Genomic DNA, 18992 nt, shown 5'->3' with positions numbered 1-18992 from the left:
ATGATCCCGGGCTGCGGCAATTGTGACTGTAACGACGTTATGTTCGAGGGAACCCCATCGCACTGGACGGCGCTGCACATCGAGTAGCGCGGAAGAGACACCCATACGCCCGGCTCCCCGAGGTTCAAGGGAAGCCGGGCGTAGACGTCCCTGGCGCGCCACCGCCAGGACCCCCATCTCAGGTGCGTGCCATGTACTCGAACGCGAGCTCCTGGCCGACCTCGGCCACGACGATCCCGGCTTCACGCTTCGCGTCTACAGCCACCCATGCTGGACGCGGCCGACCGTGCCAGGAAGTTGATGAACGCCTTTTCGAGGGCGCTGCGGATGTGCCGAGTGCCCTCGCTGTGTCCTCGGAAGGGTCCGGACGAGCGTTTACCCTGGTAGACGCCTTACAGAGCTAGTCCAGGCAGAACTCGTTGCCCTCGGGGTCGGTCATCACGATGAAGCCGGCGCCCATCGGGGGAACGGCCTCGTCGCGACGTACCCGCGTCGCTCCGAGCGCGACGAGCCGGTCGCACTCGGCCTCCAGCGCCGCCATCCGCTCCTCCCCCTGCAGTCCGGGTGCCGCGCGGACGTCGAGGTGGACGCGGTTCTTGGCGACCTTGTCCTCCGGCACCTGCTGGAAGAAGAGCCGCGGGCCGCGCCCGTCCGGGTCCTCGAGGGCCGATCTCGTGTTGCGCTCCTCCTTCGGCACGCCGACCCGCTCGAGGAAGTCGTCCCACGCGGCCAGCGGGTCGGCGCCCTCGGGCAGGTCGACTCCGGGCGGGCCGGGGTGGACGTAGCCCAGTGCGTCGCGCCAGAAGGACGACAGCGCCTGCGGGTCATGGGCGTCGAAGGTGACCTGGATGTGGCGGCTCATCGGGTTGCTCCGTTCGTAGCGGGGTTCGTGTGCAGGTAGAGGTCGCGCAGCAGGCAGACCTCGGACAGGTGGTGGATCAGCTCGCGGTGGATGTGCAGCACCAGATCGGCCATGGGCGCCTCGGGGTAGGGCTCCTTCTCGCCGACCGGGACCCGGAGTCCAGCCTCCCCGAGTCCTTGCACTCCGGCCAGCCAGACGTCGAGCTGGGTCTCCAGCTGGTCGAGCGCGGTGGCCGCGCTGCCGGCGTACTCCCAGGTCTCGTACGACGCCGCCGGCGCGCCGAAGTGCGCCGCGTTGCGCGCGGCGAGCACGCCGACAATGACGTGGCCGAGTCGCCAGGCGATCGTGGCGAAGGCCGCGGGCACCGGCTCGGGGAAGGCGTAGTCGATCGTGAAGTCCCCGGCGCCGGCCTGTACGGGCGCCGTCGAGCTGCCGCGCGGTCGCACGCTCCAGGCGTCCGGCACCGGAGACCAGAAGTACTCGTCGTCGGTGAGGCCGTCGAGCCGAGCTCGGAGCTGATGGTTCCAGTGGAACTCCCACTGCTCGCGCAGCGTCCGGTTCCAGTCGAGTTCGTCTGCGTCCATGGGGCCACCCTGACACCCCTGGCGGACAGAATCGGTCCGCTATCTGGCAGGGTGAGTGACATGGAAGTGGCGAGCGGCGACGAGCGGGGCACGACGGAGCGGGTGCTCACCCTGCTCGGGCTGCTGCAGCAGCGCCAGATCTGGACCGGCCCCGAGCTCGCCGACCGGCTCGGGGTCACGCCGCGCACCGTACGTCGTGATGTCGAGCGGCTGCGCACGCTCGGCTATCCGGTGCATGCCAGCCAGGGTGTCGGCGGCGGCTACCAGCTCGGTCCCGGGCAGGACCTGCCGCCGCTGCTGCTCGACGACGAGGAGGCGATCGCCACCGCGGTCTCGCTGCTCGTCGGAGCGGGTGGCGCGGTCGCCAGCGCCGGCGACGCCGCACTCCGGGCGCTGACCAAGCTCGACCGGGTGCTGCCCACCAGGTTGCGGCACGAGGTGCGCGCGCTCTCCGGCTCGGTGGAGTCCTTCGGCGGAGGCCGTACGCCGGTCGACCCCGACGTGCTCATGACGCTGGCCAGAGCCTGCCGCGACGAGGTCGAGGCCGGCTTCGGCTACCCGTCCGGGAGCGAGGTACGACGGCGCCGGGTCGAGCCCTACCGCCTGGTCGCCTCCGACCGGCGCTGGTACCTCCTCGCCTACGACCTCGATCGCGACGACTGGCGCAGCTTCCGTGTCGACCGGATGACCGACGTGTCCGCACGGACCTGGCGCTTCCGCCCGCGCGCCGCGCCCGACGCGGCGACGTACGTGCAGGAGAGCGTGGCGAGCCGGGTCTACCCGCACCAGGCGCGCTTCCTCGTGCACGCGCCGGCCGACACGGTGCGCGCGCAGATTCCGGCGTCGGCGGCCGTCGTACGACCGCGGGGGAGCGAGCGCTGCGAGGTGCTCAGTGGCGGGCGCAGCCTCGACTTCGTGCTCATGCACATGGTCCTGCTGGGGCACGACTTCGAGGTACTCGACCCTCCGGAGCTGAGGGCGCGCTGTCGCGTGCTGGCGGAAAGACTGTTGTCGGCCGGCGCAACGACCTCACCGGTGCCCCGAGGGTGACCTTGTCGGCTTCAGTGTGCCCGGCTCGCCGAAGAGAAGCGGAGCACATCGTGGCCGGCGCGGACCAGACCCAGTGATATGTACGTGCGTACATGAGATGTGTACGCTTGTACGTATGGTGTCTGACTTCGATGGCCGCTCGATGCGTGAGCGGATGCTCGCCGGCGACCTGTACATCGCCGATGACCCGGAGCTGGCCGAGCACAACCTGCGGGCCATGGACCTGATGGACGCGTACAACGCGACGTCGGCCCGTGATCCGCAGGAGCGGCGCCGGCTGCTCACCGAGTTGCTCGGTGCGATCGGTGAGGGCACGGAGATCCGGCCGCCACTGCGGGTCGACTACGGCAGCCACATCCACATCGGCGCCAGGTCGTTCGCCAACTTCGGTCTCGTCGCCTTGGACGTCGCGCCGATCACCATCGGCGACGACGTGCAGATCGGATCGTACGTGCAGCTCATGACGCCGACACACCCGGTCGATCCGGAGCCCCGCCGGGCGAAGTGGGAGGCCGCGAAGCCGATCACCATTGGCGACAACGTATGGCTGGGCAGCGGGGCGATCGTCCTGGCCGGCGTCACGATCGGGGACAACACCGTCGTCGGCGCCGGCGCGGTGGTCACGCGCGATCTCCCGGCGAACGTCGTCGCCGTGGGCAATCCCGCCCGCGTGATCCGCGCCATCGGGCCGGGTACGGCATGAGCGGCCCCACCCCGCGGTCACCGGTCCCGCGGCGGCCGCGCCGGCACGACCCCGGGCGGCGGGACCGGTTGATCGACGCCGCGCTCACCGTCATCGCCGAGCGCGGCGTCGCCGGGACGACGCACCGGGAGATCGCCCGCGCCGCGGACGTGCCGCTGGGTTCGATGACCTACCATTTCGCGTCCCTGGACGAGGTGCTCGCCGAGGCGTTCACCCGGCACGCCGACTCGGTGGCCCGCGTCTTCGACGAGCGTCTGAGCGCCGCCCGGGATCGTGACGCGGCGATCGAGGCGGTCATCACGCTGGTGTCGGACGACCTGCTCGGCGCACGGCAGGACCTCGTCCTCAGCGTGGAGTTGTACGTGGCCGCAGCGCGTAACCCGGCCTTGAGGACCGTCACCCAGGCCTGGATGGCGCGCAGTCGCCAAGCGCTGGAACGCCACTTCGACGCCACCACCGCCCGGGAACTCGACGCGCTCATCGAAGGGCTCGTGTTGCACAGCGCCCTGTCGACCGACCCGATGACGCCCGAGCAGATCCGCCACGCCATTTGCCGGCACCTGCGCTGATCCCCCTCATGCGATCGGAAAGCCGATGTCCGCGGCTCGACATGACCGAGGAGATGCTGGCGCTGGCGCTGGCGCTGGCGCTGGCCAAGCCCAGCCGGGCGGGCGCCCGGCTGGGCGTTTCCGACGTGGTCGCCGACGATGCGCTGAGCCCCGCGCAGCGGGCGGAGCGCGGCTCGTAGGTCGGCTGCATCGCCGGGGCGTAGTCCTTCACCGAGTGCCGTCAGGGCTTGGAAGGCGCCGGGTCCGCCGATGTGGTGATCACATCTCCGAGGGCGGCCGCTGCGCCCCCGCCAGCTCGAGGCCGCTGGCCGGCCCCATGGCGCCGAGCTTGGCCGGAGAACCTGGTCAACCGGGCCGGATCTCGGCCATGACCCGCCGCATGTCAGCGACGGCGCGCAGCGTCCCGCGCAGGGTGCCGGTCACTTTGGAGCGTCCCGTCCGTGCCAGGTAGTCCACTTCCACCTCGGTGATCCGCCAGTCGGCCGCGGCGGCGCGCAACACCATCTCCAGGGGATAGCCGAAGCGGCGGTCGGTCAGGCCGAGCGCCAGCAGCGACGAGCGCCTGGCCGCCCGCATGGGGCCGAGGTCGTGCAGCGGCGCACCCGTGCGGCGGCGCAGGTTGCCGGCGAGGACGGCGTTGCCCAGCCGGGCGTGCGGGGGCCAGGCCCCCGCGGTCTGCGGTACGCGTCGTCCGAGTACGAGGTCGCTGCGCCCGTCGAGCACAGGGGTGGCCACTCGGAGAAGCTGGGCGGGGTCGAGCGAGGCGTCGGCGTCCATGAAACAGACCAGCTCGGCGGAGGAGACCAGCAACCCGGCATGGCAGGCGGCGCCGAAGCCGCGCCTGGGTTCGTGGACCACCCGCGCCCCGAGGTCGCGGGCGATCTCCGCGGAGCGGTCCGTGGAGCCGTTGTCGACCACGATCGGGCGGTAGCCGTCGGGCATGCGCCCCAGCACCCAGCCGAGCGCGGCTTCCTCGTCCAGGCAAGGCAGGATGACGTCGATCGTCATGACCGGGCGAACTCCTTCGTACCCGCGTCGAAGCCGATCTCGGCCACGTGTTCCCCGATGAAACCGGCCGAGCCGGTGACCATCACTCTCACGCCGCCGACGCTAGCCCGCCGTTGCGGCCATGCCGAGGTGACGTCAGCGGTTCGTAAGAGTTCTTACGAAGGGCGAACAGGCGAGCCCGTCACGCGCCCGAGCCGGCCTCGGGATGCGAGGCTGCCGCCTGTGCGCCGAAGCTTGCTCGCGGTCAGCGGGACCCTCGTGGCCTTGGCGGCCGTCCTGCTCAGGATGGTGGCCGGGCCACCCGGCCTGGACTGGTACCTGCTGGCCTGGGCGCTGTTCGCGTCCGCCTTGTGGTTGGCCCGGCGGGTGCCGGAACGGCGGCTCGGTGCGCTGGTCGTCGCCGGTGGGATCACGCTGGCCGCAACCGGGCTGGCGGCCCCTCCGAGCAGCAGCACCGACTCCTTCCGGTACGCATGGGACGGCCGGGTGCAGGCCGCGGGCATCTCCCCCTACGACCACCCGCCGTCCGACCCGGCGCTCGTCCCGCTGCGCGACGACTGGCTCTTCCCGCCGGACTGCGGCGCCCCCGATCTGTGGCCCCTGCCCGTCGACGGCTGCACCCGGATCAACCGCCCCACCGAGCCCACGATCTACCCGCCGGTCGCGCAGGGGTACTTCCTGCTGCTGCACTGGCTCTCGCCGGAGGGTTCGCGGCACAAGGCCCTCCAACTCGGCGGCTGGGCGATGGCCGTGCTGGCGCTGGTGGCGCTGTGCCGGCTCGCGGGCGCCCGCCGGACGGCGTACTGGGCGTGGTGCCCCGCGGTGCCGGTCGAGGCCGTGAACAACGCGCACGTCGACATGCTCGGCGTGCTGCTGGTGGTGCTGGCCTTCAGCGCCGTCCGCGCCGGTCGCGCCCGCGGCGCGCTGCTCGGCGCAGCCGTGGCGGCCAAGCTGCTGCCCGTGACAGCGCTCCCCGGCGCCCTGTCCGGCGTGCTGGCGAACGGCGTGGCGTGGCGGCGCGTCCTCGGCACCGTGGTGCCTGCCGTGCTCGTGGTGGCGCTGTCCTACCTGCCCTATGTGCTGGCCTCGGGAGCGTCGGTGGTGGGCTACCTGCCGGGCTACCTCAAGGAGGAGCGCTACGACGGACCCGGCGGCGGCAACCGCTACGCGGTCCTGCGGCTGCTCATGCCGGACTCGTGGGCCCCATATGCCGCGATCGCGCTACTCGGCCTGGTCGTCCTTCTCGTCCTGCGGTACGGCGACGCCGACCGGCCCTGGGAGGGCGCGCTGCTGGTCAGCGGCTCGCTGCTCCTGCTGTTCACCCCCGGGTACTCCTGGTACGCGCTGCTGGTCGTCGCGCTGGCCGCCATGGACGGCCGGTGGGAATGGCTGGGCGTGGCCCTTGCGGGCGCGGTCGCTTACACCGCCGGCCCGGTCGCCCCCGACAGCCCAGGAACCCCCTTCTACGCCGCGGCCGCGCTGGCCGTACTGATCGGCTGGGCCGTCCGCCGGCCACACCAATCGGCTGGGCCGTCCGCCGGCCACACCAAGCGGAGATACGCCAATGCCCCAGATCGTGATCATCGCCGAGGAGCCGCTGCCCGGAAGGGTCAAGACCCGGCTGACTCTGCCGCGCAGTCCGGCCGTGGCCGCCGAGGTGTCCGCGTCCTGTTTCGCCGCCGCACTCCGGGAGCTGAACCGATGATCGGGGAGATCTACGCCGACGCCCTCGCGGGAGAGGCCGCCGAGATCGAGTACGTGGACGGCACCCGCGTCACGCTGGAGACCGCACGGTGGTTCGAGCCGATCGACGGGGACGAGGAACTCCTGAGCCGCTGCTCCAGCCCCACACTGGACATCGGCTCCGGTCCCGGACGTCTCACGGCGGCCTTGACCCGACGCGGGATCCGCTCACTCGGCATCGACATCACACCGCGCGCGGTCGCCCTGACCCGCCGCGCCGGAGGGTTCGCCCTGCTCCGAGACGTCTTCGACGAGGTGCCCGGCAGCGGCCGCTGGGCGACGGCGTTGCTCGCCGACGGCAACATCGGCATCGGTGGCAACCCCGAAGCGCTGCTGCGCAGGGTCAGGCAGCTCCTGGAGCCGGGCGGCACGATCCTGGCCGAGGTCGCGCCGCCCGGGACACGAAGCCGGGTCGACCGGCTCCGGCTACGCCGGGGGCCGCTCGCCGGGGAATGGTTCGGCTGGGCGACCGTTTCTGCGAACGACATCCGGCGGGTCGCACTGGCCGGCGGGTTCGTGGAAGCCGACTGCTGGACGGCGCACGGCCGCTGGCTGGCACGCCTGCGCTAGGACGGGCACTCCTCCGGCGCACGTGGCGTGGACGCGAGGCGCCCGCGGCGACACCGCGTCCTGCCCCCATCGCCCCTCGACTCCGCCCGTTGGCAGGAGCCACTAGCGTTGTCAGGTTAAAGATCAAAGACATGGGAACCAGGATTTGTCGCCTATAGAGGGCGTACCGAGCACGCCGAGCCACCGGATCGACGCCGCTCCGAAATTGATCGCGCTCGTCACCCGGCCGATCAGCGCGTCCGGGATCGTCCGTGCCTGCCCCGGCCCGGCCGCCGGTGGATGCTCCTCGTGCCCGATGGGACGGGCCGGGGTCTCAGTGGCGGAGCAGCGTCACGCTTGTCTCGGCCTCGGCCTCGGCCTCGGCCGCGGTCGCGGGTTCGGTGTCGCTGACGGCGAGCCGGCCTTGGCCGCCGATCGGGAAGGTGGCCAGCGGGTAGGTGTGGCCGACGTCGATGTTGGCCAGGACGGGGATGCCGGTCAGCGCCGGTTGGGCGTCGATGATCTGTTCCAGTAGCGGGCGGGTCATGTGGCTGGCGTGCTGGAAGCGTCCGATCGCGAGGCCGCGGATCCCCGGAGCGCCGGGCAGCTGCAGCAGTGAGGTCAGGTCGCGGGCGAAGGTGGCCGGGTGTGACTCGAGGTCGTCCTCGACGACAAGGATCACACCGTCGAGGGACGGCATGTACGGGGTGCCTTGCAGCAGGTTCAGCGTGCACAGGTTGCCGCCGATGATGCGTCCCTCGGCGGTGCCGGGCCGGATCGGCCACCATCCGTCGTTGGGGATCAGTTCACGTTTGTCCTGGTCGAGATACCAGAGATCGTCGCTCCAGTGCGCCGCGGGGGCGAGGGCGATCGGAGCGGTGCCGAACATGACCGAGGTGAACCAGCGCAGAGTCTGCTCGAAGTGATCTCGCATCCCGAACGTCGACCAATGGGGACCGGAGTAGGTGACCAGCCCGGTCCGGGCGAGGATGGCGTTCTGCAGGGCGGTGATGTCGGAGTATCCGCACAAGATCTTCGGGTTGGCGCGGATCAGCTCCCAGTCCAGGAACGGCAGGAGCTCGTTGCAGTTGTAGCCGCCGATGACCGTCAGGATCGCGGCCACTGACGGGTCCGCGAAGGCCTCGTGCAGATCGGCGACCCGTGAGGCGATGCTGGTGGAGTCGAAGGCGTCGCGCTCATCGACGTGGTTGCCGTAGGAGAGTGTCAGGCCGAGCTCGGCGAACCGAGGCCCGATGATGTCGGTGTGGTCATGCTCCATCACCATCGCGCGGGACCTGGCCGGCGCCACCACGCGTATGACGTCGCCCTCGTTCAGCTTGCGAGGAAAGATCACATCCATCGTCGAAGCGTAACGGGCGCTCGGTTCACGGTGAATCGCCCCGAGTCTGTGGGTCCTCGGCCGGGCGGGTGATGGTCTCGGTCCCGTCGTCCCAGCGCCACGGCACGTGGTGGCCGCGCAGGTGCACCCCGCCGACCCACCGGTCGATGCCGTTGAGCGCCACGTGGTCCGCCCCACCCGCGAGCACTCGTGCCCCGGCGCGGGTCAGGCTCAGGCCGGTGCCGCGGTCGACCGGGCGGTTCGCCGGTTCGGCGTGAAGGAGCGGGATGGGTGCCTGAGCCATCCGATCCATCATCGCGAAGCACCACGTGTCTCCGAGGTACGGGCGCGTTTCTCGCGCTGCGGCGCGGACGAACGCCGTCCCGGCTTCGGCCGCGCCGTCGGCGACGGCGGCCAGGATCCGCCGCTCGGTCAGCGACAACCCGTCGCGGGTCGCCGGGTACTCCCGGCTGAGCCGGTCGAACGCCTCACCCAGGAACCGCAGCTCACTCGAGCGGTTACCGGCGATGGCGCGCAGACCGTCCGGAGTCGGCGCCCGGAAAGCGGCCCAGGCGTGCGTGGCCAGCTGGAGCGCAGCGGGGGTCAGCCGGGCGCACGCGTTCGTGGTGGGCAGTTCGCGCAGCTGTTCGGCGGTCAACTGGCCGAGGCCACCGAAGCGGGCGATGCCGGGGTGCTCGCCGATGCAGATCAGGGTGATGCGCTGCGCCGGCACTCCAAGGTCGGCGAGGCGAGCGAGGATCTGGATGATCTGGAGCTGGTCGTACAGATCCGCCTCGAACCACAGGACATACTCGCCGTCGCGGTTGGCCTCCAGGATGCGGTCCCGTTCGGCGAACATGTCGGCACCCTCCGCGCGGTCGTCCGCGTTCGCCCCGGCCAGGAAGGCGGCTCTGATCTGGCGGAGCTCCTCGGGACCCACCGCAGGCACCGGCCCCTCGTGCAGGACGTCGCGCCAGTACAGAACGCGTGGCGCGAGACCGGTCCCGGGCAGGTCCGTGCCATCGCCATTGCTGACGTGCAGGGCCGCCGCCATCCCGTCGCCGGTGGGACCGGAAGCCGCTGTGCCGGGCTGCTCGGCCAAGAGGTTGCTGCGGGCGGTCGCGTACGACTCGCCGGTCTTGGCCATGCGAGCGCGCACACGCCGTTTGAAGTCGGCCTGCTTGGTCATCATCGTCTCCCGCGGCCCGTCCGCAGATCCCCCAGCGACCGGTGCGGCGGACGCACGATCGAGAGCGAAGCCCCGCCCGAGAGGTGGACCTCCCTTTGCCTCCTGGGGTGACCCTGCTGGGGCGGGTCGCCGGAGGTTGTGCGCGGACGGACGCCACTGGCCAGTTTACCGAGTGCGGTGGCAACCGCCGCAAGAGCCATCGCGGCGTCCGTCCGCGCTCCACCAGCTCCGCCGCCACGAACCGGGCGGTGCGCGGTTCTGGACCTCATCGACCGCAGCCAGACCTTCGAACAATGACGACCCCACCGTTCGGCGACCTCGGGGGCCGAGATGCCCGCGTTCGGGCAGAGGGGGCGTAATGGCATGGGCCGGCGCCGCCGTGCCCGGAGTTTCCGGCACTTCCGGCGCTTGACGCCAAACGCGTACGGAGTGCCGCGACCCTCCCACACTCGCCTGTTACGCTGTGCAACGTATCGATGACATGACGTCACACAGGGGGCTCGTGTGAAGGTTGCCTGCGTCGGCGGCGGACCCGCCAGCCTGTATTTCGCGATCCTGATGAAACGGGCTGACCCGTCCCACGACATCACCATCTACGAGCGATACCCGGAAGGCTCGACGTACGGCTGGGGTGTGACCTACTGGGACGGGCTCTACAAGGACCTCCACGCCATCGACCCCGAGACCGCGCGTGCCATCGGCGACAGCTCGGTCCGCTGGGACAACTGGGTGGCGTACGTGCAGGACCACCCGCCGACTCCGGTGGATTACTGGGACGCGGGCTTCGGCGTCGGCCGGAGCCGGATGCTCGGCCTCCTCGCCGACCGGGCCCGCTCCCTCGGCGTGCGGATCGAGTACGAGCGTGAGATCACCGGCGAGGAGGAGCTGGCCGGCGCGGACCTGATCGTCGCCGGCGACGGCGTCAACAGCGCGCTGCGTGGGCGCCATGCCGACCACTTCGGCACCGAGGTCGCGGTCGGCCGCAACGCCTACATCTGGCTCGGCACCACCAAGGTGTTCGACTCCTTCACCTTCGCCTTCGTCAACACCGCGTACGGGTGGATCTGGTGTTACGGCTACGTCTACAGCAAGGAGCGCAGCACCTGCGTGATCGAGTGCTCCCCGGAGACTTGGGCGGGGCTCGGGTTCGACCGGGCGAACGAGGCCGACAGCCTGGCCCTCCTGGAGAAGCTCTTCGCCGAGATCCTGGACGGCCACCCGCTGATCGGCCAGGAGAACGCCGGCGAGAGCGCCCGCTGGCTGAACTTCCGCACCCTGACGAACGAGAGGTGGTACCGCGGGAACCTCGTCCTGATCGGGGACGCCGCGCACACCACCCACTACTCGATCGGCGCGGGCACCGCACTCGCGCTCGGGGATGCCGCTTTCCTGGCCCACGCGCTGGGCGCCCAGCCGCGGCTGGAGCCCGCACTCGAGTTCTACGAGCGGGGGCGCCAGACCGCGATCCGGGGCGTGCAGAAGGCGGCCCGCAACAGCGCCCGCTGGTACGAGAGCCTCCCGCGTTACGTCAAGCTCCCACCGGAACAGATGCTCGTCCTGCTCGGCCAACGGCATTCGGCGCTGCTCCCGCATGTCCCGCCGCGGCTTTACTACCGGTTCGACCAGGCGATCGGGCAGGTCACGTCGTTCTGGTCGAAGATCACACGCCGGGGGGATGCCTGGCCGACCTGATCGCGCGGCCATTTGCTCGTCACGGTCGGCTGAGCGGCCGGTACGTCAGGTGGAGAACTCCGTGCTCGAATGCGCGGTGCGATTCCAGGCGCATTTTCCGGGGTGGGGCGTCGGCCGGGAAGAGGCGTGGCCCTTGGCCGCGGGTGAGCGGATAGAGGAAGAGGTTGAGCTCGTCCACCAGGCCGTCGGCGAGCATGGCGCGTACCAGGGTGCCGCTGGCGCTGGTGAAGATGTCGCCGTCGACCTGATCCTTGAGGCGTCGGATCGCGTCGGGGTCGTAGGGGCCGAGGATCGTCGAGTTTCGCCAGGTCAGCGAGTCGAGGGTGCCGGTGACGACGTACTTGGGCGTGTCGTTGAAGAAGGACGAGTGCGGGTCGTCGGCGTCGGTGCGCTGCGACCACGGCTCCTCGAAGTGCTGGTAGGTGGTCCGGCCGAGCAGGATGGCGCGGCAGCGTTCGGTGATGCCGGTGAGGGCGTCGTTCATGGCGTCGGTGAATTCGTAGTCGACGGACCAGGCGGGGTCGTCGATGACGCCGTCGGCGGTGATGAACTCGTGGACGAGGATTGCTCCCATGGCGTTGCCTCCGTTTCGGTGCGGCTTGGGTTCCGGGCGGTGGTGCAATTCGAGGCGGTGAGCAACAGGCTCTCGACTCGGTCAGTGTTGCGCGGTGGGCAGCCACTCGGTCAGGGCGGACACCAGGTGCTCCGGGGACACGTCGTGGTCCTTGCCGGGGAGCTCGCGCGCCGTGGCGTTCGGGAGGACGCCGGCGAGGGCGGTGGCCGCGTGGGCGAACCCGGGCAGGCCGGCGTCGCCGTACGTCACCAGCATGGGGACGTCGACCGTCGCGTATCGCTGGAGGCGGGCGGGGTCACCGCTCATGGTGTCGCCCATGATGGCGGCGTCGTTGGGGAGTGAGGGCGCGATCTGCTCCATGCCCGCCCAGTAGGGCTCGGCGCGCATCGGCTCGACGAACTCCGCGGGGACTGCGCAGGGTTCGGTGAGGAACAGGGCGACCGCGTCGCCGGGGCGGCCGTCGGCCAGCGCCTGCTGGACCCGCTCCCGGTAGCCCGCGGCGAGCGGGGCGCGGTCGGCCGAGACGAGGAAGGGCGGCTCCCAGAGCACGAGCGCGGTGATCGGCAGGCCCGCCCGTACCGCCTCCAGGGCCAGGACCCCGCCGGAGGAGAACCCGAGCACGGCGGCCGTGCCCCCGGCGTGGTCGATCAAGGCGGCGACGTCGGCGACCTCGGCCTGGACCGCCTCGGTCGCCGCCAGTGCCGGATCGGTGGGGCCGCTCTCACCGCGCCCGCGGCGGTCGTAGGTGATCACGGTGTGCCGGGCCGCCAGCCCCTGCGCGACGGTGCCCTCGGTGGGGTGGGAGCCCCGGTAACTCATGGCGCCGTTGATGATGACGATCGCCGGCCCGGAGCCGATCGAGGTGAACGCGATCTCGGTGCCGTCGGCCGAGCGGGTGATGCCAGTGGTTGCCTTCATCGTTCGTCTCCCTAGTACGGTACTGTTCAGTACGTACAGTACGGTTCAGTACTGACAGGGTCAAGAGGGAACGGTACTGTTCAGTACGGAGGTGTCACATGGGCACAGGCAGCAGGTCGGACGCGACCAAGGCGCGAATCTTGGACGCGGCGTTGGAGGCCTTCGTCACGGACGGGTACGCCGGTGCGAGCACAGATCAGATCGCGGCGCGGGCAGCCGCGTCGAAGCAGACCGTGTACAAGTACTTCGGCGACAAGTCCGGCCTGTTCCGGGCCCTCGCGGACGACATGATCGGACGCGGGCTGGCCGCGGTGGTCGAGGTGAAGGCCGACGCCTTCAGCGATGGCGAGGAGACCGTACGCTGCCTTGCCCGTCAGCTCGTGGGATTGCTCTTCGACGTGCGGGTGCAACGCATCCGCCGGCTCGTCATCGCGGAGGCCACCAGGTTCCCTGAGGTCGGGCAGGCCTACTACGAGGGCGCGTTCCTGCGTGTGCTCGGGTCGGTGGCCGAGACGCTGCAGGACGCGGCCGATCGCGGCTGGTTGCGCCTTCACGGCGACGCGAAGATCGCGGCCGACCATCTCGCCGGGTTGTTGTTGTGGCTTCCCGTGAACCGCGTCATGATGACCGGTCAGCCACATCCGGATTCGCCCAGCGAAATGAAGGCGATCATCGAGCCCGCGGTACGCGTGTTCCTCGCTGCCTATGGGCCCCGATCGGCCGACTAGCGGTGCACTGTTAGATCGGGCGCCTGTCGTCGAGCGGAAACCTGGTGGCGATCAACCCTGAGGGCCGAGCATGGGGTTGACGCCATTCCATTCGGCCAGCGGGGCGCAGTGCCATTTCCACCTCACCTGCCGTTCCTGACCGGGGAGGTCGGTGCGGCCGTTGGCCCACAGCAGCGTCGCCCATGGGGGCGTGTCCGCCGGCGCCCACGGGAACAGGCGACGCAACGTGGCCATGGCGGGTTGCTCGGGTGGGAGGAAGGCTCGGTCGAAGCCGGAGGCGACGTCGTTGGTGTGGACGAGCATTTCGTTGCAGGCCATCGCGGCGAAGCCGGACGCGTCCGCGAGGCCGAAGGGGTGCCAGCCACGAGCCCCGGGCGCAGCCCCGTCCACGACGCGCGCGAGGACCGTGGAGTATGTGGTCATCGTGCTGATGAGCTCGTCGGGCTTGGACTCGGGGCGGACACGGATGTCCGTGGTGCTGAGCTCCTGCTCGCCGGCGGCGAAATCCGTGGCGTACCACAGCAGGCAGTCGCTGATGTGGGCCGCGGTCCGCGCGACGGTCCAGTCCATCCCGGGAATAGGGGTTTCCGCCCAGTCTTGGGATGCCACCGAGCGCAGGAATCCCTCGCACTCGGTTGCGGTCTGCAGCACCATGTTTCCGTTCATGCGCGGGATCATCGCATACGCGACTGGCAATGTGGCCGCCGTTCAGGATGCCTCCTTCTCCTGGAAGTCCTGATTTTTTGGGGAATCTGAGGTATCCCGGAATCAGGGCGAGTGGAGGAGGGGGAGGCATGCTAGCTGAGGCTTTGATCGCATTGGCGGGCGCCGCGGGTTCGGCGTTGGTGACGGCGATGACCACCGATGCGTGGGAGGGGGTCAAGACACGCTGCGCTCGTCTGCTGGGGCGCGGTGATGCCGATGCGGAGGCCCGGCAGGAGGGCAGGCTGGAGCAGTCGCGGCAGGAGTTGCTCGCCGCCGACGATCGTGAGCGGGCCGGGCGGGAGCAGGAGGCGGCGTGGGCGGCGCGGCTGCGGGACCTGCTGGAAGACCATCCGGACAGCGAAGGGCAGCTGCGCGAGCTGGTGGACTCTGTCGCCGGCCATGCGTCCGCGAGCGTCGTGCAGGTCAACGCCCAGGCACGTGATCAGGCCCAGCAGGCGGTGCAGGGGCAGGGGGTCCAGAACGTCACGTTCGGCCCGCGCCAGGCCTGAGCGGCGAACATGACCGGGCCCGAGCGCGCGTTGCCGCTGGGACCAGACGCACGGGACATGAAGGCGTCCGCGTACGACAACTCTCAGATGGCCGTCCAGGGGGAGGGGACGCAGCATGTGCATTTCCACGGGGTCTCGCGTCCGCACGTGACTCTGCTGCCGATGGTGGCGCCGCCCCCGATGGTGGGGCGGGACGGAGAGATCGCGGCCCTGGTCGGCAAGGTGGACGCGGCGCTGCGGGAGGGCCGCCCGCTGTTGATCTCAGCGGTTCACGGCATGGCGGGGGTGGGCAAGACGGCGCTGGCCCGTGCCGTGGCCGTCCAGGTCAAGGAGCGGTTCACCGATGCGCGGGTGGAGGTGGACCTGTACGGCTTCACCCCGGACACCGACCCTGCCGACCCGCGTGACGTGCTGGCCGAGCTGCTCGGGTGGGCGGGGTTCGAAGCGGCGGACATTCCCGGCAGCCTGGATGGCCGGTCGCGGTTGTGGCGGGGATGGCTGGCCGGGCGCCGGGTGCTGCTGTTGCTCGACAATGTCCGTACCGTCGAGCAGGTCATGCCGTTGTTGCCGCAGGACGCGCCGCACTGCCTGACCTTGATCACCAGCCGGTCCAGTCTGGACGACCTGGACGATGCGGACCGCCTCCCCGTGGATCTCTTGGATCCGCCGGAGGCGGTGAGCCTGCTTCGGCGGCGGGCTCGGCGGCCGCTGGCCGGCGACGGCATCCTGGCGGATGTGGCGCGGCTGTGCGGGTGGTTGCCCCTGGCGCTCGATCCGGTGGGGCGGTTGCTGGCCCGCCAGGACCCGGCCATGGTGTTGGAGTTGATGACCGAGGCCATGCGTGACGGCGGCCGGCGGTTCCGGCACATGACCAAGGTCGATCAGGCGATACGAGCCGCGTTCACGGTCTCGTACCAGGCGTTGGACACCGGTCAGCGGCAGGTGCTGCGTTGTTGTGCCTGGCACCCCGGGCCGGACTTCGACGTCCGGTCCATCGCGCCCCTCGCCGGACTGTCCCCATCGGTGACGAGGCTGCGATTGGACGAGCTGGCCGCGGAGGCCATGCTGACGCGCCAGCCCACCGACCGCTACGGCTTCCACGACGTCTTCCTCGAATGCGCCCGCCGGCAGGCCGATGCCGAGGACTCGGCGGACGAACGGCGGGCCGGGCACGATCGCCTGTACGCGACCCTGCGGGACCACGTCCGCATCGCGATCAGCATGCTCACCACGACCGCCCCGGGCGATCCGTCCTTCGGATCCCCCGGCCAGGCCCGTTCCTGGTTGATGGCCGCCACCAGCGAGGTGCGCGTGGCCGCCGACATCGCGCTCGCCCAGAGGCATCCGAAGGCGCTCGCGCTCGCCAACGAGGTCGCCTGGTGGCTGCGCCTGAACGACCGCTACCTCCAGGCCCATGATCTCTATACCGCCATGAGAAATACCGCTGTCGCCCAAGGCGACCGATCGGGCCAGGCCGGCGCGATGTACGGCCTGGCCTCGGTCGCGGCCATGCGGGGCGAGTTCGGCCAGGCGGAGGAGGCCTACAGGCAGGCTCGCGGCTTGTACGAGGAGATCGGGAACGAGAGCGGCCAGGCCGACGCGATGCACGGCCTGGGTGACGTCGCGTTCGTGCGAGGGGAGTTCGGGCCGGCCGAGGAGGCGTACAGGCAGGCTCGCGGCCTGTACGAGGGGACGGGGGACCGGACGGGTCAGGCCCACGCGCTGCAGGGCTTGGGTGACGTCGCGTTCACGCGAGGGGAGTTCGCCCCGGCTGCGCAGGCGTACAGGCAGGCTCGCCGCCTGTTCGAGGAGATCGGGGACCGCCTGGGCCAGGCCGGCGCGATGTGGCGCCTGGGCGATATCGCGCGGATGCGGGACGAGGACGGACCGGCCGAGGAGGCGTACAGGCAGGCTCACAGCCTGTACGAGGAGATCGGGGACCGCCTCGGCCAGGCTCACGCGCTGCGGGGGTTGGGCGAGGTCGCGTCCATGCGGGGTGACGACGGGTCGGCTGAGGAGGCCTTCACGCAGGCTCGCGACCTGTACGAGGAGATCGGGAACCGATTGGGCCAGGCCAACGCGATCCTCGGGCTGGCCCAGCTGGCGCACGCGCGGGACCACAAGCACGAAGCCGGCCTCGCGTACGCCGCCGCAGCGGAGATCTACCAGTCCATCGGCTTGGACTACTGGGCGGATCTCTGCCGGGCCGAACGGGAAAACGTGGTCGAGGACTACTGAACGGTCCTCGTTTGACGGACGTCTCGGGGGTCGGGCATCATCTCGGCACCGAGATTCATCCAGAGGATCCGAGGGACCCGGCCCTGTGACGGTCCGGCAACCTGCCCCAAGCGGCAAGGTGCCAACGCCGGGAACGATGAGGAGAGTTCCATGAGCCTGCGGCTCGATGTTCCTGTGCTGCGCGGATCCCTGGTCAGGCTGGAGCCCCTGGAGATGCGGCATGCGGCCGATCTGGCGTGGGCGGCGGAGGAGGATCGCTCCGCCTACGCGTTCACCCTGGTGCCTCGAGGCGCGGACATCGAGGCGTACCTGCGGGATCAGCAGGAGCGCACGGGGCTGACGCCGTTCGCGCAGGTGCGGGCGGCGGATGGCCGAGCCGTCGGATGCACGGCGTTCTGGGATCCTCGCTTCTGGCCGGGGCGGGAGGAGTTGCGGGCGATCGAGGTGGGGTGGACCTGGCTGGCCGCGTCGGCGCAGGGCACGGGGATCAACGCCGAGGCCAAGCTCCTGCTGTTCACGTACGCGTTCGAGGCACTCGAGGTGGTGCGGGTCGATCTCAAGACGGATGCCCGCAACGTGCGGTCGCGGCGGGCGATCGAGCGCCTCGGCGCCCGGTTCGAGGGGGTGTTGCGGAATTGGTCGCCCTCGTGGGCGCCGGGCGAGGAGGGGCAGGTTCGGGATTCGGCCGTCTTCTCGGTGATCGCCGACGAGTGGCCGGCGGTCAGGTCGGAGCTGAGCGCCCGGCTGGCCGCGATGTCCGATACCCGCCAGCGGTGCCCCTGACGAGCCATGACACTGGTGGGTATGAGCATTTCCCTCAACACGCAGGCGCACACCAGGGTCGAGCCCAGCATCCTCTACTTCGGCACCCCGGTCGTGTTGCTCTCTTCCACGAACGAGGAGGGCACCCCCAACCTGGCCCCCATGTCGTCGGTCTTCTGGCTCGGCTGGAGGGGCATGCTGGGACTGGGCTCACGGGCCAAAACGGCTCAAAACTTAGTGAGGACGCGCGAGTGCGTACTGAACCTGCCCTCCGACGCGATGGCCGGCGCCGTCGACCGGCTGGCGCTCACCACCGGCTCCAATCCGGTGCCTGACCGCAAGTGGGAGCGGGGCTACCGGTACGTGCCGGACAAGTTCGAGCGGGCCGGACTGACCGCCGTCCCCTCCGAGACGGTGACGCCGCCGCGGGTCGCCGAGTGCCCGGTCAGCATGGAGGCCGTGGTCGAGGCCGTGCATCCGGTCGGGGACGACGGCGGGACGCTGGCCTTCGAGGTACGCGTGCAGCGGGTCTGGGTGCACGAGGAGATCCGGATGGCCGGGACGAGCGATCGCATCGACCCTGACGCCTGGCGCCCGCTGATCATGAGCTTCCAGCACTTGTACGGGCTCGGGCCGCAGGTCCATCCGTCCACGCTCGCCCGCATTCCCGAACACTTCTACCGCGGGGAAGACCTAGAGCGTGCCCGCGCGCTCTAGCAGCGTCAGCCACGTGCGGTGCCCGCAGAGGCGTTCGATGTCCGCGCGCGGCAGCCACTCGGCACGGGTGCTCTCCGAACCCGCCGGCGGGCGGGTCGGGGCGCCCGGGCCCGGCACGACGGCGCGGAACATGGCCATGTACGTCAACGCCGCGTAGCGGTACTCGGCCGGCGGGGCGTCAAAGAGCTGGATCCGCTGCCAGGCGAAGACGGACAGGGCGGCGGGAGGCAGGCGCAGGCCGGTCTCCTCGTGCAACTCGCGCGCCGCGGCGTCGATCGCGCTCTCGCCGGGTTCGAGATGGCCGCCCGGGATGTCCCAGCCCCTCCCCTCCCGATCCACGCAGGTCATCAGGGTCCTGCCGAGCTCGTCGGTGACGAACGCGAACGCCGACGTGGTGCTGTCCGCGGGCGGAACGGTCCGGGACAACATGACGTCGAGGCGGTGCGCCACGGGAATCCAGGGCACGGTGTTCGTCGCGATCACATGGGCCACCAAGTCACCTTCATTCCCGCCAAAACGTGATGTCAAGGCATTATCAGGGTGAAACCCTTTT

General features: G+C 70.5%; 20 protein-coding genes and 1 riboswitch. Of the genes, 11 read left to right on the top strand and 9 right to left on the bottom strand.

The genetic code is table 11. The annotated features are described in order from the left end of the window. Nucleotides 1-400: 400 nt before the first annotated feature. Nucleotides 401-862, bottom strand: coding sequence for a VOC family protein (locus tag ETD86_RS05115; RefSeq protein ID WP_138664918.1), 462 nt, complete (start codon nt 860-862; stop codon nt 401-403). After that, nucleotides 859-1446, bottom strand: a complete 588-nt coding sequence (locus ETD86_RS05110; protein ID WP_138664917.1) for a DinB family protein — start codon at nt 1444-1446, stop codon at nt 859-861. Before ETD86_RS05110 ends, ETD86_RS05115 begins: the two co-directional genes overlap by 4 nt. Before the next feature lie 60 nt (nt 1447-1506). Here ETD86_RS05110 and ETD86_RS05105 point away from each other — a divergent pair, with 60 nt between their 5' ends. The 4 genes from ETD86_RS05105 (at nt 1507) to ETD86_RS56690 (ending at nt 3947) form a co-directional block, all read left to right on the top strand. Next, nucleotides 1507-2496: a helix-turn-helix transcriptional regulator gene (locus ETD86_RS05105; protein WP_138664916.1), complete on the top strand. Its 990-nt coding sequence runs from the start codon at nt 1507-1509 to the stop codon at nt 2494-2496. Nucleotides 2497-2611: 115 nt separating this feature from the next. Continuing rightward, nucleotides 2612-3199 (top strand): sugar O-acetyltransferase, encoded by a 588-nt coding sequence (locus tag ETD86_RS05100; protein WP_138664915.1) that lies wholly within the window; start codon nt 2612-2614, stop codon nt 3197-3199. After that, nucleotides 3196-3768, top strand: a complete 573-nt coding sequence (locus tag ETD86_RS05095) for a TetR/AcrR family transcriptional regulator (RefSeq protein WP_138664914.1) — start codon at nt 3196-3198, stop codon at nt 3766-3768. Before ETD86_RS05100 ends, ETD86_RS05095 begins: the two co-directional genes overlap by 4 nt. A 41-nt stretch (nt 3769-3809) precedes the next feature. Further along, entirely contained in the window at nt 3810-3947 is a 138-nt protein-coding gene (locus tag ETD86_RS56690; protein ID WP_211369836.1) for a hypothetical protein, read from the top strand. 166 nt (nt 3948-4113) lie between these two features. Here the strand turns inward: ETD86_RS56690 and ETD86_RS05085 are convergent, their stop codons facing one another. Then, on the bottom strand, nt 4114-4776 hold the full coding sequence (locus tag ETD86_RS05085; RefSeq protein WP_138664913.1) for a glycosyltransferase family 2 protein: 663 nt from the start codon (nt 4774-4776) through the stop codon (nt 4114-4116). 222 nt (nt 4777-4998) lie between these two features. Here ETD86_RS05085 and ETD86_RS57920 point away from each other — a divergent pair, with 222 nt between their 5' ends. Then, nucleotides 4999-7089 (top strand): class I SAM-dependent methyltransferase, encoded by a 2091-nt coding sequence (locus tag ETD86_RS57920; protein WP_246147645.1) that lies wholly within the window; start codon nt 4999-5001, stop codon nt 7087-7089. Nucleotides 7090-7402: 313 nt separating this feature from the next. On the opposite strand, the gene ETD86_RS05070 is transcribed toward ETD86_RS57920, so the two are convergent. Both ETD86_RS05070 and ETD86_RS05065 read right to left on the bottom strand, forming a co-directional pair. Next, on the bottom strand, nt 7403-8428 hold the full coding sequence (locus ETD86_RS05070) for a S66 family peptidase (RefSeq protein WP_211369835.1): 1026 nt from the start codon (nt 8426-8428) through the stop codon (nt 7403-7405). Nucleotides 8429-8453: 25 nt separating this feature from the next. Continuing rightward, entirely contained in the window at nt 8454-9599 is a 1146-nt protein-coding gene (locus tag ETD86_RS05065) for a DUF1835 domain-containing protein (protein WP_246147643.1), read from the bottom strand. Nucleotides 9600-10154: 555 nt separating this feature from the next. Between ETD86_RS05065 and ETD86_RS05060 the strand changes: the two genes are divergently transcribed. Continuing rightward, nucleotides 10155-11288, top strand: coding sequence for an FAD-dependent monooxygenase (locus ETD86_RS05060; protein ID WP_138664949.1), 1134 nt, complete (start codon nt 10155-10157; stop codon nt 11286-11288). A 19-nt stretch (nt 11289-11307) separates the two neighbouring features. Here the strand turns inward: ETD86_RS05060 and ETD86_RS05055 are convergent, their stop codons facing one another. Continuing rightward, nucleotides 11308-11862: a dihydrofolate reductase family protein gene (locus ETD86_RS05055; RefSeq protein ID WP_138664912.1), complete on the bottom strand. Its 555-nt coding sequence runs from the start codon at nt 11860-11862 to the stop codon at nt 11308-11310. Between the two features lie 81 nt (nt 11863-11943). Then, nucleotides 11944-12780, bottom strand: coding sequence for an alpha/beta fold hydrolase (locus ETD86_RS05050; RefSeq protein ID WP_138664911.1), 837 nt, complete (start codon nt 12778-12780; stop codon nt 11944-11946). 98 nt (nt 12781-12878) lie between these two features. Between ETD86_RS05050 and ETD86_RS05045 the strand changes: the two genes are divergently transcribed. Continuing rightward, a complete protein-coding gene (locus tag ETD86_RS05045; RefSeq protein ID WP_138664910.1) occupies nt 12879-13508 on the top strand; it encodes a TetR/AcrR family transcriptional regulator in 630 nt (209 codons plus the stop codon). A 51-nt stretch (nt 13509-13559) separates the two neighbouring features. Here ETD86_RS05045 and ETD86_RS05040 read toward each other — a convergent pair whose 3' ends face one another. Then, a complete protein-coding gene (locus ETD86_RS05040) occupies nt 13560-14174 on the bottom strand; it encodes a maleylpyruvate isomerase N-terminal domain-containing protein (protein WP_138664909.1) in 615 nt (204 codons plus the stop codon). A gap of 128 nt (nt 14175-14302) precedes the next feature. Here ETD86_RS05040 and ETD86_RS05035 point away from each other — a divergent pair, with 128 nt between their 5' ends. From ETD86_RS05035 to ETD86_RS05020, 4 genes are all read left to right on the top strand, one after another. After that, nucleotides 14303-14722 carry a hypothetical protein gene (locus ETD86_RS05035; RefSeq protein ID WP_138664908.1) on the top strand — a complete coding sequence of 140 codons (420 nt, stop codon included), beginning with the start codon at nt 14303-14305 and terminating at the stop codon, nt 14720-14722. 57 nt (nt 14723-14779) lie between these two features. After that, entirely contained in the window at nt 14780-16960 is a 2181-nt protein-coding gene (locus ETD86_RS05030; RefSeq protein ID WP_170222890.1) for a tetratricopeptide repeat protein, read from the top strand. 52 nt (nt 16961-17012) lie between these two features. After that, nucleotides 17013-17103: riboswitch (SAM riboswitch) on the top strand. Between the two features lie 7 nt (nt 17104-17110). Continuing rightward, the gene (locus tag ETD86_RS05025; RefSeq protein ID WP_138664906.1) at nt 17111-17743 is read left to right on the top strand and encodes a GNAT family N-acetyltransferase; all 633 of its coding nucleotides are present in this window, start codon (nt 17111-17113) and stop codon (nt 17741-17743) included. A 21-nt stretch (nt 17744-17764) separates the two neighbouring features. Beyond that, nucleotides 17765-18439: a flavin reductase family protein gene (locus ETD86_RS05020; RefSeq protein WP_138664905.1), complete on the top strand. Its 675-nt coding sequence runs from the start codon at nt 17765-17767 to the stop codon at nt 18437-18439. Here the strand turns inward: ETD86_RS05020 and ETD86_RS05015 are convergent. Continuing rightward, complete coding sequence (locus ETD86_RS05015; protein ID WP_138664904.1) at nt 18416-18931, bottom strand: NUDIX hydrolase; 516 nt, start codon at nt 18929-18931, stop codon at nt 18416-18418. The two genes, ETD86_RS05020 and ETD86_RS05015, sit on opposite strands and share 24 nt — an antisense overlap. Nucleotides 18932-18992: the final 61 nt, after the last annotated feature.

Source organism: Nonomuraea turkmeniaca (genome assembly GCF_005889735.1).
In the GTDB taxonomy this organism is placed as follows: Bacteria; Actinomycetota; Actinomycetes; order Streptosporangiales; family Streptosporangiaceae; genus Nonomuraea; species Nonomuraea turkmeniaca.
The sequence above is the reverse complement of the archived record's forward strand: the minus strand, read 5'-3'. Positions and strand labels throughout refer to the sequence as shown.

Bases quoted from the DNA above. Each gene is read 5' to 3' on its own strand.
- ETD86_RS05100 (WP_138664915.1), top strand. From the start codon at position 2,612: ATGGTGTCTGACTTCGATGGCCGCTCGATGCGTGAGCGGATGCTCGCC.
- ETD86_RS05050 (WP_138664911.1), bottom strand. From the start codon at position 12,780: ATGAAGGCAACCACTGGCATCACCCGCTCGGCCGACGGCACCGAGATC.
- ETD86_RS05035 (WP_138664908.1), top strand. From the start codon at position 14,303: ATGCTAGCTGAGGCTTTGATCGCATTGGCGGGCGCCGCGGGTTCGGCG.
- ETD86_RS56690 (WP_211369836.1), top strand. From the start codon at position 3,810: ATGACCGAGGAGATGCTGGCGCTGGCGCTGGCGCTGGCGCTGGCCAAG.
- ETD86_RS05060 (WP_138664949.1), top strand. From the start codon at position 10,155: ATGAAACGGGCTGACCCGTCCCACGACATCACCATCTACGAGCGATAC.
- ETD86_RS05070 (WP_211369835.1), bottom strand. From the start codon at position 8,428: ATGGATGTGATCTTTCCTCGCAAGCTGAACGAGGGCGACGTCATACGC.
- ETD86_RS05095 (WP_138664914.1), top strand. From the start codon at position 3,196: ATGAGCGGCCCCACCCCGCGGTCACCGGTCCCGCGGCGGCCGCGCCGG.
- ETD86_RS05110 (WP_138664917.1), bottom strand. From the start codon at position 1,446: ATGGACGCAGACGAACTCGACTGGAACCGGACGCTGCGCGAGCAGTGG.
- ETD86_RS05040 (WP_138664909.1), bottom strand. From the start codon at position 14,174: ATGAACGGAAACATGGTGCTGCAGACCGCAACCGAGTGCGAGGGATTC.
- ETD86_RS05020 (WP_138664905.1), top strand. From the start codon at position 17,765: ATGAGCATTTCCCTCAACACGCAGGCGCACACCAGGGTCGAGCCCAGC.
- ETD86_RS05055 (WP_138664912.1), bottom strand. From the start codon at position 11,862: ATGGGAGCAATCCTCGTCCACGAGTTCATCACCGCCGACGGCGTCATC.
- ETD86_RS05045 (WP_138664910.1), top strand. From the start codon at position 12,879: ATGGGCACAGGCAGCAGGTCGGACGCGACCAAGGCGCGAATCTTGGAC.
- ETD86_RS05030 (WP_170222890.1), top strand. From the start codon at position 14,780: ATGAAGGCGTCCGCGTACGACAACTCTCAGATGGCCGTCCAGGGGGAG.
- ETD86_RS05025 (WP_138664906.1), top strand. From the start codon at position 17,111: ATGAGCCTGCGGCTCGATGTTCCTGTGCTGCGCGGATCCCTGGTCAGG.
- ETD86_RS05065 (WP_246147643.1), bottom strand. From the start codon at position 9,599: ATGATGACCAAGCAGGCCGACTTCAAACGGCGTGTGCGCGCTCGCATG.
- ETD86_RS05105 (WP_138664916.1), top strand. From the start codon at position 1,507: ATGGAAGTGGCGAGCGGCGACGAGCGGGGCACGACGGAGCGGGTGCTC.
- ETD86_RS05115 (WP_138664918.1), bottom strand. From the start codon at position 862: ATGAGCCGCCACATCCAGGTCACCTTCGACGCCCATGACCCGCAGGCG.
- ETD86_RS05085 (WP_138664913.1), bottom strand. From the start codon at position 4,776: ATGACGATCGACGTCATCCTGCCTTGCCTGGACGAGGAAGCCGCGCTC.